The sequence below is a fragment of the Maribellus mangrovi genome, assembly GCF_037646455.1.
GTDB lineage: Bacteria > Bacteroidota > Bacteroidia > Bacteroidales > Prolixibacteraceae > Draconibacterium > Draconibacterium mangrovi_A.
In genome coordinates, this window is the sequence record NZ_JBBIXN010000004.1 from 501,166 (window position 1) to 518,253 (window position 17,088).

Genomic DNA, 17,088 nt, shown 5'->3' on the forward strand with positions numbered 1-17,088 from the left:
CAAAGTGTTCTGATAATTGGAAAACATTTGTTATGAAATATTTAAAGACCGATAATTCAAAAACCACGCTGTTAATCCGAATCATGGTAGGAATCGTCTTTTTTTCCGAAGGCGTTCAAAAGTTTTTATTTCCGGCACTGAGAGGAGCCGGTCGTTTTGAGAGTATTGGTTTACCATCGCCTGAATTTCTGGGGTATTTTGTAGGAGGTTTTGAAGTCATTTGCGGCCTGCTCATTTTAATTGGTTTATTTACCCGCTATGCAGCCATACCCCTGATAACCATTATGATTGTGGCTATCAGCTCCACTAAAATTCCAATTTTACTGAACGATGGATTCTGGCAAATGATGCACGCTGCCCGAACCGATTTTTCGATGTTGCTCGGAAGCATATTTTTGCTGATCAGAGGAGGTGGGCATTGGTCTGTCGACCGTCGCTTTTTCAAACAATAATCGAATTCAATTTCTGTGACTTCCGCGATAATATTAATTTTAGCGTCCAAATATACTTCCGACTTCATTCTTCGGACTTCTAACATTTCAGTATGAAAGCAGAGATTATCACCATTGGCGATGAAATATTAATCGGGCAGATCGTGGATACCAATTCGGCCTGGATTGGTGAACAATTCAACATGAATGGAATCGAGATTTACCAGATCACTTCGGTGCACGACGATCACGATCATATTTTGGAGGCGATGAGAAATGCAGAGAAAAACGCCGATCTGGTAGTGATTACTGGTGGTTTGGGACCTACCAAAGATGACATTACCAAGCATGCGCTTTGTGACTATTTTGATACGGAACTGGAATTTCATCAGCCAACTCTCGATCACATCATCAAGCGTTTCAGGTTACGGGACATTGATATGAACAAACTCAACCGAGATCAGGCGCTGATTCCAGCTTCTTGTACAATATTGCACAACAAACTGGGGACAGCTCCCGGAATGTTGTTCGAAAAGAACGACACCATCTTTGTATCGATGCCGGGCGTACCTTTCGAAATGAAATACCTGGTTGAGCACGAACTCTTGCCTCGTTTGCGCGAAACCTGTAAAACAAAAGCCATTTACCACAAAACGGTTTTGACACAAGGCCTGCCCGAATCGATGTTAGCGGAGCGAATTGCCGGTTGGGAAGATGCATTGCCAAAACACATTAAGCTGGCTTATTTGCCCAATCCAATGGCTGTGAGATTACGCTTGTCGGCCATGGGAAAAGATGTGGAAACACTTAAAGAAGAAGTGGAACGTGAAATTGTCAAACTGCTAAAAATCATTCCCGAAAGCGTTTTTGGTTTCAATACAGAAACATTAGCCGAAGTAATTGGGAGAATGCTGGTTGAAAAAGGTAAAACCATGGCTGTTGCCGAGAGTTGCACCGGTGGTTATATTTCACACTTGGTAACGGAAGTCGCCGGTTGTTCGGAATACTACCAGGGAGGTGTAACATCGTATTCAAATGAAGCAAAAAAGAATGTTCTGGGGGTGAGTGAAGAATCGCTTGAAAACTTTGGTGCAGTAAGCGAGCAGGTGGCGCTTGAAATGGTGAATGGTATAAAAAGCGTTTTGAATGCCGATTATGCCATTGCTACTACAGGAATCGCCGGACCGACCGGAGGCACTGAAGAAAAGCCCGTTGGTATAGTGTGGATTGCAATATCGGGACCAAATAAAACTTTTGCCAAAAGATATGTTTTTGTAGGTGATCATCGTACAAGAAACATTGTGCGTTCTAGCCAGACTGCGCTGCAAATGTTGCGGAGAATGGTACTGGAAGACTTTTTTGATAAACTATAGTTCTGAAGGGGAGATGGCGCCGAAGTTTCAATAATTCTTCTGTCATCAATAAAGAGGCACGACCGAGGAATCTGTTTCACTTTTCATAACCCGACGCTCATAGCTATATTTAATAGCTTTTAACAACTTCCTACCTACTTTTGCGTTTCTATATTGTATTTTTGAAACAAACATTTTTCCATGAAAAGAGTAATAACAATTGTTCTGATAATAGTAGTAATTCTAATAGCTGCGGTGGTAGCCATTCCTGTATTTTTTAAACAAAATATGCTCGATTATGCCCGCAACACACTTAACAAGCAACTAAATGCACAGGTAGAAGTAGCAGATCTGAAATTGTCGCTTTTCAGAAGTTTTCCAAAGGTGAGCCTGCAACTCGAAGGTGTTGTCATCAGCGGAAAAGGAACATTTGAAAACGATACTTTGGTTCAGTTGAGAAGCCTGCGAACAAGTACAACTTTAAAATCAGTATTGCACCCATCGAACATGGCGATTGAGGAAATTGTGGTGGACAATGCCCGTGTGAATTTACTGGTGGCCGAAAACGGAGAAGTAAACTGGGACATTGAAAAACCTAAATCAAAAACGAAGGAAAACAATAAACCGGACAGCGCAGAAGAAGATGATTTTCACTTGCAGCTCGATAAAATTGAAATCAGAAACGTTTCGATGGTTTACGACGACCAAATGACGAATATGAAACTCACGCTTGATGATATTGATTTCGATGTTTCGGGAGAAATGTTTGGGGCATCGACGCAACTTAAAACCAAAGGTGGAATAAATGAATTATCGCTGAGTTACGATGACGTAAATTACATATCGAAAACCAAATTAAGTACCACAACCTTGCTCAATGTAAATTTCGAAACGATGACCTTTACCATCGGTGAAAATGAACTGCTGATCAATCGACTGCCGCTACAACTTACTGGAAATATAAGCATGCCAAACGATTCCATTCAATTCGATTTGGGCATTCAAACCAATTCCTCCGATTTCGAGAATTTTCTGGCACTTGTTCCACCGGTTTACGAATCCTACCTGAAAGAAATAACAACCAGTGGTTCGGCTACTATCAACGGCATTGTAAAAGGTTTCTACTTTCAAGACAGTTACCCTGCCTTCAATCTGAATGCAAGTATTGATAAAGGTAACTTTCAATATGCCGAAATGCCTGAAGAAATAAAGAATATTCGGGCGAAAGTAAATATCGTAAAACCGCAGGGCGATCTCGATCTGACTGAAATTAAGGTGGATGACACTCATGCCGAAATCAGGAACAACCCGGTGGACTTAATTATTAAATTGACACAACCGGTCAGCGACCCGTATTTTGATGCTGCATTTGTTGGGAAAATCAACCTGACACATTTAAAAAATGCACTGCCACTCGACAGTGTGAACATGTCGGGGATTATCGATGCCAACATTATGGCCAAAGGGCGTTATTCGGCGATTGAGAAAGAAGCTTATGAAAAGATACAGACAGATGGTGCCGTATTGCTTAACGATTTCGTCTATCAGTCGGCCGGACTTACAAAAGAAATTCAAGTTCCGCAGGGGCAGATGAATTTTACGCCCAAACAGATCAACCTCAGCAAATTTCAGATGTTGATTGGGGCGAGCGATTTTAATTTGTCAGGAGCCGTCAGCGATTATTTGTCGTATTTATTTAGCGAAGGAACCCTGAACGGCAATTTACAACTGAACTCGCAACATGCCAATCTGAACGAACTGCTGCGATTGCAGGTGAGCGATGACAAAACACCGGAAAAAACGGATGAAGAGGTACTTGCTTTCAGTGTACCACCGCGTATTAATTTCAGGCTGAGATCGAACATAAAAACAGCACTTATTAACCGAATTACCATTCGTGATATTAATGGATTAATCGTGGCTGCCAACGAAAAACTCACCCTCGAAAATCTGGATATGGACATGTTGCAGGGGCAATTGAAAATGAATGGCTCTTACCAGAATACGTCAAATAATCAACCGATTTTCGACTTTGGTTTCGACATTAGTAAAATAGATATCCCTACCATCTACAATACCCTGGCGGGAATTCAGAAGATGATGCCGATGACGGGTAATTCAAGTGGTAAAATCAGTTCCGATCTTGGTATAAAGGGAAGGTTAAATCCGCAGCTTGGATTGATTGCTTCGTCGATAAACGGCAAAGGAACATTCAGTACCAGTAACCTCGAGATCATGAATTCACCGGTATTTAATCAATTGAGCGGGATACTGAAAAAAGAAAAACTTCGCGACATTAAAGTGGATGATTTTATGGCCCACATTAATATAGAGAATGGAAACCTGCTTCTGAAACCATTTACAACCAAAGTTATCGGGCAGGAGACTACCGTTGAAGGACGTTTGAACACGGAGAGTCTGATTGACATGAAACTGGATTTCCTGGTGCAGCGCGATGCGTTTGGCCCCGATATTCAAAAAGTGCTGGGCGTGATTCCCGGAAACGAGAAAATAAAAATATTACCTGCCCGGGTAAACATCAGTGGTCCGGTTGGCGATCCGCAGGTGAAACCCGATCTTTCGGTGACTACAAAAGCAGTTGCCGATGCTACAAAAGACGATGTGAAAAATTCGCTTGATAAATTGGGAAAAGGAATTCTAAAACTGTTTGAAAAATAGAAGTTTCCAGATTCTGCCGGGACTTATTGCTCAACAATATATTTTTTCTGAGTGCTACAAAAATAAAAATGCGTATTTTTCGAACTGATTAAACAAGCAGCACCCATCAGTTTTCAGGATTTATGCAAAGACAAGTAGTGGTAATAACAGGAGCTTCGTCAGGAATAGGTAAAGCTTTAGCAGAAAAATATGCAGCCGAAGGTTTTGACCTTGTTCTTGGAGCTCGTCGACTTGATCGTCTGGAAGCACTTCAAAAGAAGTTAGACAAGGTTGAGGTCCTGGCTGTTAAAACTGATGTTACCAAAGAAACGGATTGCAAAAATCTCATCGATAAAGCCATCGATAGATTCGGAAAAATCAATATTCTGATCAATAATGCCGGTATTTCTATGCGGGCATCGCTCGAAGATGTTGAAGTCAGCGTTCTTCATCAGTTGATGGATGTGAACTACTGGGGAACTGTGTACTGCACCAAATTCGCGTTGCCACACATTCTGAAAGAAAAAGGATCGATCGTTGGTGTGATCTCGACCGGTGGATATATCGGGCTTCCCGGACGAACCGGATACTCCGGTTCTAAGTTTGCCGTTCGTGGTTTTCTGGATACAGTGCGTATTGAATACCTGCATTCTGGATTGCATGTTTTAGTTGCTGCACCCGGTTTTACAGCTTCCGAAATTCGAAAAACAGCACTCACCAAAGATGGCAGCCAGCAGGGTGAGACACCACGTAACGAGAATAAAATGATGTCGGCCGAACGTTGTGCGAGTATCATGTACCGGGCCATAAAAAACCGACGCCGGAAAATGATCATTTCTTTTTGGGACGGAAAATTCGTGGTGCTGATTGCCAAACTCTGGGCCTGGCTCATCGATCAGGTGCTTTACCAGGTGTTTAAAAACGAACCCGACTCCCCGTTAAAATAATAGTGAAAATAATCAGGCAGTAACCTCATTGAAAATCGTGTGCGCCAGAAATACGATCACAAATACCACAATTCCTGCACCTGCCAGTCGGTTGAACCACAGTAAGAATTTAATGCTGAAACGGTTTCTCAGCTTGTCCATTATCCAAGTTACAAAGAACCACCACAACATTTCTCCGGTAATAAATCCGAATAATATAAAACCTGCCATTATTGGTTTTTGAATGGTTAAGGCGATGCCAAAACCAGAAAATATGGCCAGATGCCAGAACATGATATATGGATTTGAAAGAGCCACCATAAATGTGCTGCCCAGGTATTTTGCCGGTGAACCGGTATTGTTAAGTTTTTTTGCCGATTGACGTTCGGGATGCGAAAGAAAGATTACGATTCCGAGGACGATTAGTATTACTGCCCCGGCCAGTTTGAACCACAACTCGTGCTGCCTGATTATCCCTAAAATCAGGGCCATGCCAAAACCGGTAAGCGAAGCGTAAATGGTATCGGATAAAACTACACCAATCGCCGAGTAAAATCCGGTCTTTCGGTTATGATTCAGGGTGCGTTGAATCACCAGGATTCCTAACGGTCCTAAGGGAAGAATGGCCAAAATACCAATGAGAATGCCTATTGCCCAATACTGTAAAAACATGCTGCAAATATAATTTATTCAGTCGTTTTGCAAACGAAGCAAATATTAAAATACGGCTATTAGTTTGGCAGCCGGATACCAGATATTGGATTCTGGATTCCGGATCCTAGCTCAATGTGTTTCTAAATCTTTTAAGGATTCACAAATACAATCTTCATTTTTCAATCCTTCCATCTCTTAATCACTAATAATGGGGTAATATTGTCAGCCTTTCGGTTCGAATGGCAGCTTTATCACCGAAAAATCTTTTTTGGATTGTTTTTTGAGTTTCTATAGGGAGTGACTTAAATTTGATAATATGACCGAAAAGGAACAAAATATACAATACACAACAATTAGTAAACATCTTACCGAACGGCGCTTAAAACCGGCATTCGATCACCTCGAAATTCTGATTAAAGAAAGTGAGCAGCCTTTGTTTCTGGATGAATGGCGAAACCTTGAACAGACTTACAGCTACATGTTAAAATATACTGTTGAAGGCATACGCGATCCGGAACGGCAAAAAGTTTACCGCTCGCTCATTGTTTCAGCTTTTAATCTGCTGGACCAGGTCTATGACGGTTCCCGTAAAAAGTTTTCGTCTTCGCTGGAATACGAAAAGATGAGAATGCAAAAAGATCAGATCGATCTTTCGGCGTATTTATCCGATTTGGAGCATTATGAGTTTGAGGATGACCTGAATTCTTTGCTCGAAGAAGTGGAGGTGGAGCGCCATAAGCGAGCGGAAGGAGCTTCAGAACTGCAGCAGAAGATAGTGAACTTATTCAACCACATTTGGTTATCGAACAAGTTGAATGCTGAAGAAAGTGATTTTATAGCCGGCTTTTATCAGAGTAATTTAATCGCTGTGCCTTATAAATCGTTTATTACGTCGGCTTTAATGCTGAGTTTGATTCGCTATTTCGATGTGACGAAATTTGCCTTGCTTTTTGATGCATACAAGAATGAATTTCCTGAGATCAGCCAGCGGGCTTTGGTCGCACTTTTGGTGGCATTTTACAAGTACGACGATCGCATCGAGTATTATCCCGAGATTCCAGGGCGTTTAGCATTACTCAATGAAGATCCTGAATTTAAGCGGAACCTTGAAACCGTTATTATTCAGTTTATCCAAAGTAAAGAAACTGAAAAGATCCAGAAAAAGATTACGGATGAGATCATTCCTGAAATGATCAAAATAAGTCCAAATCTGAAGGATAAGATCAATCTTGATAGTTTGATGGATGACAGTTTAGGAGAAGATGAAAATCCAGAGTGGGAGAAGATTTTTAAAGATGCACCGGGGCTGATGAACAAGATGGAAGAATTCTCGGAAATGCAGATGGAAGGTGCCGATGTGTTTATGAGTTCGTTCTCGATGTTAAAAATGTTCCCGTTCTTTAATGAATTCAGCAATTGGTTTATGCCCTTCTTTGCATCGAATCCGGCGATTAGCAGAACGCTCGACCTGAAAGATGATGTAAATTCCCGCTTCATTAAAGTTATTGATATGGCCCCCGTTTTGTGTAATTCCGATAAGTACTCGTTTTGTTTCAGTTTAAATAATTTACCGGCCGAAAACCGCGAATTTATGGCGGAAGGAATGAAAGCTGAGATGGATCAGTTCAAAGAATTGCAGGAAGATGAAGAATTGACCGAACCGGGCAAAAAAGCAGGATTCATATCGAATCAATTTATTCAGGATCTGTATCGGTTTTATAAACTCCATCCGCGTAAAGGCGGATTCGAAGATATCTTTTCGTGGCGATTCGACTTTCATAATAAAATAACGCTGGGTGAGATTTTAAAGGAAGATGACTCCATTTTGCGAAATATTGCCGAGTATTATTTCTCGAAAAACTATTACCAGGAGGCTGCCGAAGTTTTCGATTACCTGCTGAGGAACATTGAAAAGAGCGGGGAACTATACCAGAAATTGGGTTATTGCCACCAGCAACTTAACGATTTTGAAACGGCACTGGAAGCTTATAAAAAGGCCGAATTGTATGAACTGAATCGAAAATGGAACCTGAATAAAATTGCCTTGTGTTACCGTAATCTGAAGCAGCCTCAAAAAGCGCTTGAGTATTACCGCGAAGCTGAAACTCTTGACGAGGAGAATTTAAACATCCAGCTGAATATCGGTCACTGCCTACTTGAATTAGGAGAATATGAAGAGGCGCTGAAATCGTATTTTAAAGTGGAATACCTGGCACCCGGAAATAAAAAGGTGTGGCGCCCGATTGGTTGGTGCTCCTTCTTGGTGGGGAAAAAGAAACAGGCTGAGAACTATTTTCAAAAGCTTGTTGACGATGAGCCCAACAAGCACGACCTGATGAATATGGGACATGTGCAATGGAGCATAGGAAACCGAAAAAATGCGTTGGATTTTTATAAAAAGTCGATTACACAAACCGAATTTACCGAGCAGGAGTTTTTTGAATTGTTTGAGGAAGACCTGTCACATTTGATCACCCAGGGCATCGATCGCGAGGATGTACCGATTATGCTCGATCAGCTTCGGTATTTTGTGGAAGAATAGGAGAGGGCAGCGGTAGTATTATTTTCGTATCCGCTTTCCTTGTTTTAGTTCTTTTTCAATGGCTTCGATCATTTTACCTGCTATGTCTTTATTTGAAGCGCCTTCAATTCCTTCGAGACCCGGCGAAGAATTCACTTCGAGCAGCAGTGGACCGTTATGGCCACGAATAATGTCAACACCGGCCACTTTCAGGTTCATGGTTTTTGCAGCCAAAATCGCAATCTTTCTTTCTTCGGGCGTAACTTTAATTAACTGAGCTGTACCACCCATATGAATGTTGGCCCGGAACTCCCCCGGTGCCGCAGTTCGCATGATGCTTTCAACCACTTTCCCGTTTACTACAAAGCACCGGATGTCTTTCCCGTCGGCTTCTTTTATAAACTCCTGAACCAGAATGTTGGCTTGCAAACTCTTAAATGCGTTAATCAAACTTTCAGCCGCCTTTTTGGTTTCGGCTAACACTACGCCTTTACCCTGCGTTCCTTCTAATAGCTTTACAATTAGCGGGGCGCCTCCAACCATTTTTATCAGATCGTTAGTGTCGAGTGGCGATTTTGCAAAACCGGTTGTGGGAATGGGCAATCCATTATTAATAAGCAATTGCAGTGCGTACAGTTTGTCGCGTGACTGACGAATGGCAGTAGCAGAGTTTAAGGCATAAACGCCCATCGCTTCGAAATGCTGGGTAAGTGCACTTCCGTAGAAAGTCATGCTGGGCCGAATACGCGGAATGATGGCGTCAAAATCGTCGAGTATGCGGCCACCACGATAGTGCATTTCCGGTGTACGTGCATCGAGTTTAATATAGCAGTCTTTAATATTCAGGAATTCCATATCATGACCGCGTTCCTCTCCGGCTTCCAAAATCCTTTTGTTGCTGTACAATTCGGGATTGCTGGCCAGCAGACCGATCTTCAAACCGGATGGTTTGATAATGTGAACTTTGTAAAAATTTTCGAGCATACTCGCCGATACTTCACCCAGTTTAAATGAAGCTTCGGGATCGACTAAAATCTTTCCCGACATGGCCTGGCGCCCCAATAGCATGCGGTAGCCCATTGAATCGCGGTTGGCGAGAGTAATTTCAATATCCCAGGTTGAAGTGGCCATACTAAGCGACGTTTTTATAACATAGCGTACCTCAACCAATCCACTCGAACTTTTTACTTTACGTTTATCGATTACGGGCGATTCGCAGTGAATGGTTGTTTTTCCGTCGTCCTGCAAGGGATGTACATCGTATCGTACCCACTGGTTACCGTCCTTTTTAAACGGAGTGATATTTACGGCATGCAAGGCTGAAGTTTTGGCTCCGGAGTCAACACGCACTTTTATGGCTTTTATTTTTAAATCGGGAAGTGAGCACCATTCTTCACTTCCAACTACTATCTTATTCACACTCATGTTCTCTTGATAAGAAAATGGAAACACATTTCCAACCAAATTTCTAAAATTTGCGGCGGCAAAGTAAATATTTAAACAGGAAATAATCCATTTTCAGAATAAATTTTCAATTAAGTTAAAATGACCGATTAACCGATACTTTTGTTCCTGTACAATATCATAATGACCGTGTCATTATTTTCTTCTTTTTAACTCAATAAACAAAAAAAAGGATGCCAGTTTCTGACATCCTAATACTCTGGTTAGTTTAGCTATAAGAAAATTACATATTTTCTGGTGCGACCGGGGCGGGTACCACATTTCTAATCGGTGGTATACTTTTCAGGTAAAGGAAAATGGCTTTCACATCTTCGTCCTTCAACTCGGTAAAGTTAAACCATGGCATAGGAGGTAACAACATGCGGCTACCTTCAATACCTTTAAATTTTCCTTCGGTAAGCGCACGTTTAAATTGTTCTTCAGTCCAGGTACCAATTCCGGTAACATCGGGTGTGAGATTGGCTGCGTAAGAAACTCCCCATGGACCGGCAGCAGCGGTGAGATCGGGATTAAATATTCCATAACCTTTGTTGGTTAGTGAAGTATCGGTAACCATAGGAGGATAATTAGCCTGAAATCCCGACAACATCAATTCAGGAATTATCTCAGGTCCGTTTGGTCCCATTGTCTTGGGGGAGTGGCAATCATGGCATCCCATACTTTTTACCAGGTATTCACCGTGCTTAACTAATTCGGCTTCCGAAAGCACTTTTTCTGCACCTTTATCTTTTGTGGATGAATTGTTGGTGCATGAAGAATTTAGAAGTGCTAATGCGAGGACGCCAAACACAAATAGAAATGTAAATTTTTTCATTTTGTGAAAATTTTGAATTATTTAAATGAATTAGTTGTTTGCTTTTCTGCTCAAATAGCTTGTCGATTTCTCGATATAATCAGCAAACTGATCCTGAAGTTTTTGGGCCGCTTCTTCCGAACCCTGCTGTTCTACAAAAACGTCCCACCATTTTACATCGTCGGGTGTGATTTTCCATTCCAGGTCGGATGGACCGCCAACCAATTTCCAAATGGCCATTGCGTCATATTCACCTGTCGACATCCAGTACAATTCGGGCCCCGGAGTTCCGGCTTCAACTCCCGCTGCTTCAAACTTTTTGATAATCTCCTGAACTTCTCCGACTTTTCCCTGCTCAAAATCAATAAGAACAACTTGGTACCACTCAACATTTTCAAATTTTACAGGTTTTATTTCATCCTGCGCCTTCACTGAGGTTACAATGAAAAACCCCAGAACAAATAATAAATTCCATTTTTTCATAAACTTACTTTTTAGTTAATGTATTGTAAAGCCTTCATATTTAACTAATTCGTTCAGTCGGATGATTTGTGGTTATGAAAGTTGGGGGAAATACTTAAAAAAGTTACGATTAATTTAGACTAATTCAAAATAGATGATTTGATTTTGTCATTTTCAGAAAAAGAGCTTGGTGGAAAATATGAAAGTAAAGGCCGCATTAAAAAACCCGGTTTTGACATCCTGATTTTTGATACAACCTCTTTACTAATGGAATCGGTTTTAACCTGCAAGAGTTGCAACCATCACAGCTTTAATAGTATGCATGCGATTTTCGGCCTGTTCGAATACCACCGAGGCAGCGCTTTCAAAAACTTCTTCGGTAACTTCCATGGCTTCAATGCCAAATTTCCGGAAGATTTCTTCACCAATTTTAGTTTCCCTGTTGTGGAAAGCCGGCAGACAATGCAGAAATTTTACATTTGAATTACCAGTTAATTCCATCGTTTTTTTATTGACTTGATAGGGAAGTAGCTGCTCGATTCGTTCGGCCCAAACTTCATCGGATTCGCCCATCGATACCCAAACATCGGTGTAAAGGAAATCGCAATCCTTGACGGCTTCAGCTACATTATCGGTAACCAAAATTTTGGCACCTGTTTCCATTGCTATTTCGCGGCACTGCTTCTGCAATTCTTCCGATGGCTGACAGGCTGGCGGAGCTGCAGCGCGAAAATCCATTCCGAGTTTGGCTGCACCTACCATCAGCGAATTTCCCATGTTGTTACGGGCATCGCCGAGGTAACAAAATTTAATTTCTGATAGCGGTTTGTGACAGTGTTCTTTCATGGTCAGGAAATCGGCCAGAATTTGTGTGGGGTGAAATTCATTGGTCAAACCGTTCCAAACCGGGACTTTTGAAAATTTGCCCAGTTCTTCCACAATGTACTGCCCAAAGCCACGATATTCAATGCCATCGTACATTCCGGCAAGAACACGTGCTGTATCTTTCATCGATTCTTTTTGTCCGATCTGCGATCCTGAAGGACCGAGATAAGTAACGTTGGCTCCCTGGTCATAAGCCGCCACCTCGAAAGCACAGCGTGTTCGTGTCGACGATTTTTCAAAGATCAGGGCAATGTTTTTCCCGGTCAGGTTCCTTTGCTCGCTGCCGAGGTATTTATCACTTTTTAGTTTTTCAGACAGATCAAGTAAATACCTGATTTCGTCGGGAGTAAAATCAAGTAACTTCAAAAAATTGCGGTTTTTAAGATTGATCATTTTATTCGTCTTTTATGGATTTCAGTTTTAATTTCTGGCGTCGATACTTTGTACCTACATATTGTCTTAATCATATTCCATGGTGATTTTTGAACCGAAAGAATGATCTTCGAGTTTTGTCGCCTCAGTAATCACACTCTTTTTTCCGCCTCGTTCTATAAAATTCAGGCAAGCTTTAATTTTTGGTTCCATGGTGCCTTCTGCAAAAGTACCATTTTCGAGGTGTTTTATCGTGTCGGTATAATTTAAAAACTCCAGTTTTTCCTGTGTTGGCAGGCCATAGTCTTTAAAAATAAAAGGTACGTCGGTTAAAATGTAAAGTTCATCTGCTTTAATATTTACAGCCAGCAGACTCGAAGCCATGTCTTTATCGATAACCGCATCCACGGTTCTTATGTCGTTGTTTTCGTCGTAATACACCGGAATTCCGCCACCACCTGTTGCAATTACAATGTTTCCGGCCCGCACCAGCTTTTCGATTAAATCTTTGTTGATGATCTCGATAGGAACAGGCGAAGGAACAACGCGTCGATAGGCACCCGGCACTTTACTTGTAGGTTTAAACTCCCAACCTTTTTCGCGTGCAATCTTTTCGGCTTCTTCTTTCATATAAATTTTACCGATTCGTTTCGAAGGATTCTGAAAAGCGGGATCGTGTTGATGTACCTCAACCAGTGTCACCAGCGTTATCACATTTTTATCGATTTTGTACTTGTTGAGCACATTGCGCATCATGCGTTCGATCATATAGCCAATTCCTCCCTGTGAATCGGCCACACAAATATCGAGTGGCATTGGAGCAATATTGTACAATTGTTCGCCGGCATCATTGCGCATTAAAATGTTGCCCACTTGCGGACCATTACCGTGTGTGATGACAAGATTATAACCGTCCTTTATCAGATGTACCAGGTTTTCAATGGTTGCAGTGGCATTTTTCTCCTGTTGCTCTATGGTTCCTTCTTCCGAACCTCGCAGTAAGGCATTGCCACCCAGCGCTACAACCGCTAATTTTTCCTTCATACGCCTTAATATTAAATCCGTAAAAAATCAGAAGTTTCACAATTCACAACTGTTCGATGTAAATCTAAAATATATGTACTGAGAAAATCCTGTAAAAAATCTTGTTTTCGTGCATAAAATACTATTCTATAACAGCTAAAAACGAAGCGGGATTATGGTTTGAATAACAGTTATTTTGTGCGCTTTCAGTTTTAAAGTGAGCGGGGCATTTTTGTTAACACATTATTCTTAATAGCTTTTAAATCTCTGTTGGGAACACACCGAACAAGCTGACATTTTTTAACTAAATTTGCGCCAATATAAAAACAGTTCAATGGCATTTAGACGAAAAAAGCCGGCTAAAACCAAATCGAAAGCGAAAAAAAAGCGGAGTTCAATATTTAAAAATGAAAAGTTCCGCTTCATTTTTGGGATTTTGTTGCTGGGTATTTCAGCATATTTACTGATTTCATTTGTTTCTTTTCTGTTTTATGGCGCAGAAGACCAGAGTATTATGGATATTCCCTGGAGGGAGTTTTTGTTTAATTCCGATATTAATGTGAAGAACAACGGCATGAAAGTGGGAGCTCTGTTGTCGGAAAAAATCATTAATGGTGGTTTCGGACTGGCTTCTTTCATATTTATTTACATGTTGGCACTCACGGGACTAAAAGTTCTGGGACGAAATATTAACCGTTACCGCCAAAGCATGGTGTACAGCCTGGTTACCATCATTTGGTTGTCGCTGGCCTTTGGATTAGCGTTCAATAAAACATCCTCCGAGTCGTTTATTTATCTCGGCGGGCATTACGGTTTTATGCTCAGCAACTGGATGCGCTCGCTCATCGGTTTGGTGGGATTATCGCTTTTACTGCTTATTACCGGTGTTTTGATCATTATTATTCGCTTCGAAAAAGCTTTTGCCTTTCTGAACAAACTGGTTCGCCCCGGACAAAAAAATAGTGTTGATGTGCAGGAGGAAAAGGATGATCTTAAACCGTTTGAAGAAGAATTGGAAGAGGATGAGCAACTGGGAGAGGATGACATAACCAAAGTTGTTGATGAAGACGATGTTGTTAGGGCTATTTTTGAGTCGGACGGTGATGATGATTTCGAAGCCGAAATAAACGAAGAGCCTGAAGCGGAAGAGGCCGAAGAAGTAGAGGTTAAGAATAAAAAGGAAGAAGAAACCGACGAACTGAATCTGGATGTGGAACGAAAGGAAGAGGAGGAAGCGGAAACCATTAATCCACAGGAACTAGAGGATTACGATCCAACACTCGACCTGTCATCGTTTAAATTTCCAACACTTGAATTGCTGGAAGACCATAAGTTTGGTAATGCCGAAGTGAAGCAGGAAGAGCTTGTGGCCAATAAAAATAAAATTGTAGAGACCCTTCGCCATTATAAAATAGAGATCACAAAGATCAGGGCAACCATCGGGCCAACCATTACTTTGTACGAAATCGTGCCTGCACCCGGTGTTCGCATTTCGAAGATCAAAAACCTGGAGGACGATATCGCATTGAGTTTGGCGGCGCTTGGAATTCGTATTATTGCGCCTATTCCTGGACGGGGAACCATCGGTATTGAAGTGCCGAACCAAAATCCCGAGGTGGTTTCAATGCATTCGATCATTCGCTCGAAGAAATTTCAGGAGAGTACTGCTGAATTGCCGGTCGCACTTGGAAAGACTATTTCGAACGAAACCTATATGTTCGACCTGGTAAAAATGCCTCACATTCTGGTAGCCGGTGCAACAGGGCAGGGTAAATCAGTTGGGGTGAACGTAATCATTACTTCGTTGCTTTATAAAAAGCACCCGGCGCAACTCAAGTTTGTTTTTATCGATCCGAAAAAAGTGGAACTTAACATATATTCGGTGATCGAGAAACATTACCTGGCTAAATTGCCCGATGCCGAAGAACCGGTGATCACTGATATTCAGAAAGTAAAAAATACGTTGAATTCGGTGAATGTTGAAATGGATACCCGCTACGATTTGCTGAAAGCTGCGCACGCCAGAAATGTAAAAGAATACAACAAGAAATTTATAAGCCGAAAACTGAATCCGGAGAAAGGACACAAATATATGCCTTACATCGTGGTGATCATCGACGAGTTTGCCGACTTGATAATGACGGCAGGTAAAGAAATTGAACTCCCGATTGCCCGAATAGCTCAGTTGGCGCGTGCTGTTGGTATTCATATGATTATAGCCACACAGCGCCCGTCTACCAATATTATTACCGGCGTTATCAAAGCGAACTTCCCGGCGAGGATAGCCTTTAAGGTGGCTTCGATGATCGATTCGCGCACCATTCTTGATACACCCGGCGCAAACCAGCTAATTGGTAAAGGAGATATGTTGATTGCATCGGGCAGCGATATAACGCGTGTGCAATGTGCTTTTGTTGATACGCCTGAAGTAGAACGTATCTGCTCGTTTATTTCTGAACAACGGGGATATCCAACAGCATTCCTGTTGCCGGAATATGTGGGTGATGAAGAACCTGGTCCGGGTGAAGTGGACCTGAAAAACCGAGATGAGTTGTTTGATGACGCAGCCCGTGTTGTCGTTGCAAACCAGATGGGATCGACTTCGATGATACAACGACGCTTTTCAATCGGTTACAACCGCGCCGGAAGATTAATGGATCAGCTGGAAGCAGCTGGTATTGTTGGGCCGAGTGAAGGCAGCAAAGCACGTCAGGTGCTGATTTCCGATGAATACAGTTTGGAACAATTATTGAATGATTTATAGCCAGGAGAATAAATAATGAGAAAGATTTTTATTGTGATTGCAGTGGTACTTGCTGCAAATTTAACGTGGGCACAAAGCGACGCAAAAGCCACGCAGATTTTAGAGGAGGTGAGCGCAAAGACCAAGACGTTTAAAAGTATGTCGGCTGATTTTGTTTTTGCTATGGATAACGATGAAATGGATATTCATGAAAAAGATGAAGGAACCATAATAGTAAAAGGACAAAAATATGTAGTGAAACTTCCTGGTTCAGGTATAGAAGTATTTTCGGATGGTCAGACCATATGGACATACATGAAAGACGGTAACCAGGTAACGATAAGCAGCCTGGAAGATTCGGAAAATGAACTGATGGATCCATCATCGATATTCAGCATTTACGAACGTGGATTTCGTTCGCAGTTTGTTGCCGAAACTCAGGAAGGCAATAAAACCCTTTACAAAATTAACTTGTTCCCGGACGAGGAGGAATACCAGGTGACTAAAATTGAGGTCGCTATCGATAAAGCAACTTTGATGTTGAGTTCGGCTACGCTGTATGCAACCGACGAAAATCTGTACAGCATTGTGGTGAAAAAGATGGAGCCAAACAAAGTATTTTCAGACTCGGATTTTGTATTCGACGAAAGTAAATACGGCGATTTGGAAGTGATTGACTTTAGGTAGGCAGATAAGCCTGATTTAAATGCAGCCGCAGACAAACCCGTCGGCAAGACTATTCAGAACTTCCTGTTCTTCTTTTTTTTCCTGTTCACTACCTTTGCAATCATTACAAACTGGCAG

The 17,088-nt window shown here is 41.7% G+C and carries 13 protein-coding genes; 7 read left to right on the plus strand and 6 right to left on the minus strand.

Going from position 1 to position 17,088, the window contains the following annotated elements; translation table 11 throughout:
* The first annotated feature begins 32 nt into the window (after positions 1–32).
* From WFY05_RS17575 to WFY05_RS17590, 4 genes are all read left to right on the plus strand, one after another.
* Entirely contained in the window at positions 33–452 is a 420-nt protein-coding gene (locus WFY05_RS17575; protein WP_340114221.1) for a DoxX family protein, read from the plus strand.
* A 92-nt stretch (positions 453–544) separates the two neighbouring features.
* Positions 545–1,804, plus strand: coding sequence for a competence/damage-inducible protein A (locus WFY05_RS17580; protein ID WP_340114222.1), 1,260 nt, complete (start codon positions 545–547; stop codon positions 1,802–1,804).
* A 180-nt stretch (positions 1,805–1,984) separates the two neighbouring features.
* Positions 1,985–4,462 carry a DUF748 domain-containing protein gene (locus tag WFY05_RS17585; protein WP_340114223.1) on the plus strand — a complete coding sequence of 826 codons (2,478 nt, stop codon included), beginning with the start codon at positions 1,985–1,987 and terminating at the stop codon, positions 4,460–4,462.
* 122 nt (positions 4,463–4,584) lie between these two features.
* A complete protein-coding gene (locus WFY05_RS17590) occupies positions 4,585–5,388 on the plus strand; it encodes an SDR family oxidoreductase (protein WP_340114224.1) in 804 nt (267 codons plus the stop codon).
* A gap of 12 nt (positions 5,389–5,400) precedes the next feature.
* On the opposite strand, the gene WFY05_RS17595 is transcribed toward WFY05_RS17590, so the two are convergent.
* A complete protein-coding gene (locus WFY05_RS17595; RefSeq protein WP_340114225.1) occupies positions 5,401–6,039 on the minus strand; it encodes a LysE family translocator in 639 nt (212 codons plus the stop codon).
* A 298-nt stretch (positions 6,040–6,337) separates the two neighbouring features.
* On the opposite strand from WFY05_RS17595, the gene WFY05_RS17600 reads away from it, so the two are divergent.
* Positions 6,338–8,563 carry a tetratricopeptide repeat protein gene (locus tag WFY05_RS17600; protein WP_340114226.1) on the plus strand — a complete coding sequence of 742 codons (2,226 nt, stop codon included), beginning with the start codon at positions 6,338–6,340 and terminating at the stop codon, positions 8,561–8,563.
* An 18-nt stretch (positions 8,564–8,581) separates the two neighbouring features.
* Here WFY05_RS17600 and rimK read toward each other — a convergent pair whose 3' ends face one another.
* The 5 genes from rimK to arcC form a co-directional block, all read right to left on the minus strand.
* The gene (gene rimK, locus WFY05_RS22325) at positions 8,582–9,967 is read right to left on the minus strand and encodes a 30S ribosomal protein S6--L-glutamate ligase (protein ID WP_340114227.1); all 1,386 of its coding nucleotides are present in this window, start codon (positions 9,965–9,967) and stop codon (positions 8,582–8,584) included.
* Positions 9,968–10,229: 262 nt separating this feature from the next.
* The gene (locus WFY05_RS17610) at positions 10,230–10,820 is read right to left on the minus strand and encodes a c-type cytochrome (RefSeq protein ID WP_340114228.1); all 591 of its coding nucleotides are present in this window, start codon (positions 10,818–10,820) and stop codon (positions 10,230–10,232) included.
* 30 nt (positions 10,821–10,850) lie between these two features.
* Positions 10,851–11,282 carry a hypothetical protein gene (locus WFY05_RS17615; RefSeq protein ID WP_340114229.1) on the minus strand — a complete coding sequence of 144 codons (432 nt, stop codon included), beginning with the start codon at positions 11,280–11,282 and terminating at the stop codon, positions 10,851–10,853.
* A gap of 258 nt (positions 11,283–11,540) precedes the next feature.
* Positions 11,541–12,539 (minus strand): ornithine carbamoyltransferase, encoded by a 999-nt coding sequence (gene argF, locus WFY05_RS17620; RefSeq protein WP_340114230.1) that lies wholly within the window; start codon positions 12,537–12,539, stop codon positions 11,541–11,543.
* 66 nt (positions 12,540–12,605) lie between these two features.
* Entirely contained in the window at positions 12,606–13,562 is a 957-nt protein-coding gene (gene arcC, locus WFY05_RS17625; protein ID WP_340114231.1) for a carbamate kinase, read from the minus strand.
* Positions 13,563–13,875: 313 nt separating this feature from the next.
* Here arcC and WFY05_RS17630 point away from each other — a divergent pair, with 313 nt between their 5' ends.
* The gene (locus WFY05_RS17630) at positions 13,876–16,305 is read left to right on the plus strand and encodes an FtsK/SpoIIIE family DNA translocase (protein ID WP_340114232.1); all 2,430 of its coding nucleotides are present in this window, start codon (positions 13,876–13,878) and stop codon (positions 16,303–16,305) included.
* 15 nt (positions 16,306–16,320) lie between these two features.
* The gene (gene lolA1 / locus WFY05_RS17635) at positions 16,321–16,971 is read left to right on the plus strand and encodes an outer membrane lipoprotein periplasmic chaperone LolA1 (RefSeq protein WP_340114233.1); all 651 of its coding nucleotides are present in this window, start codon (positions 16,321–16,323) and stop codon (positions 16,969–16,971) included.
* Positions 16,972–17,088: the final 117 nt, after the last annotated feature.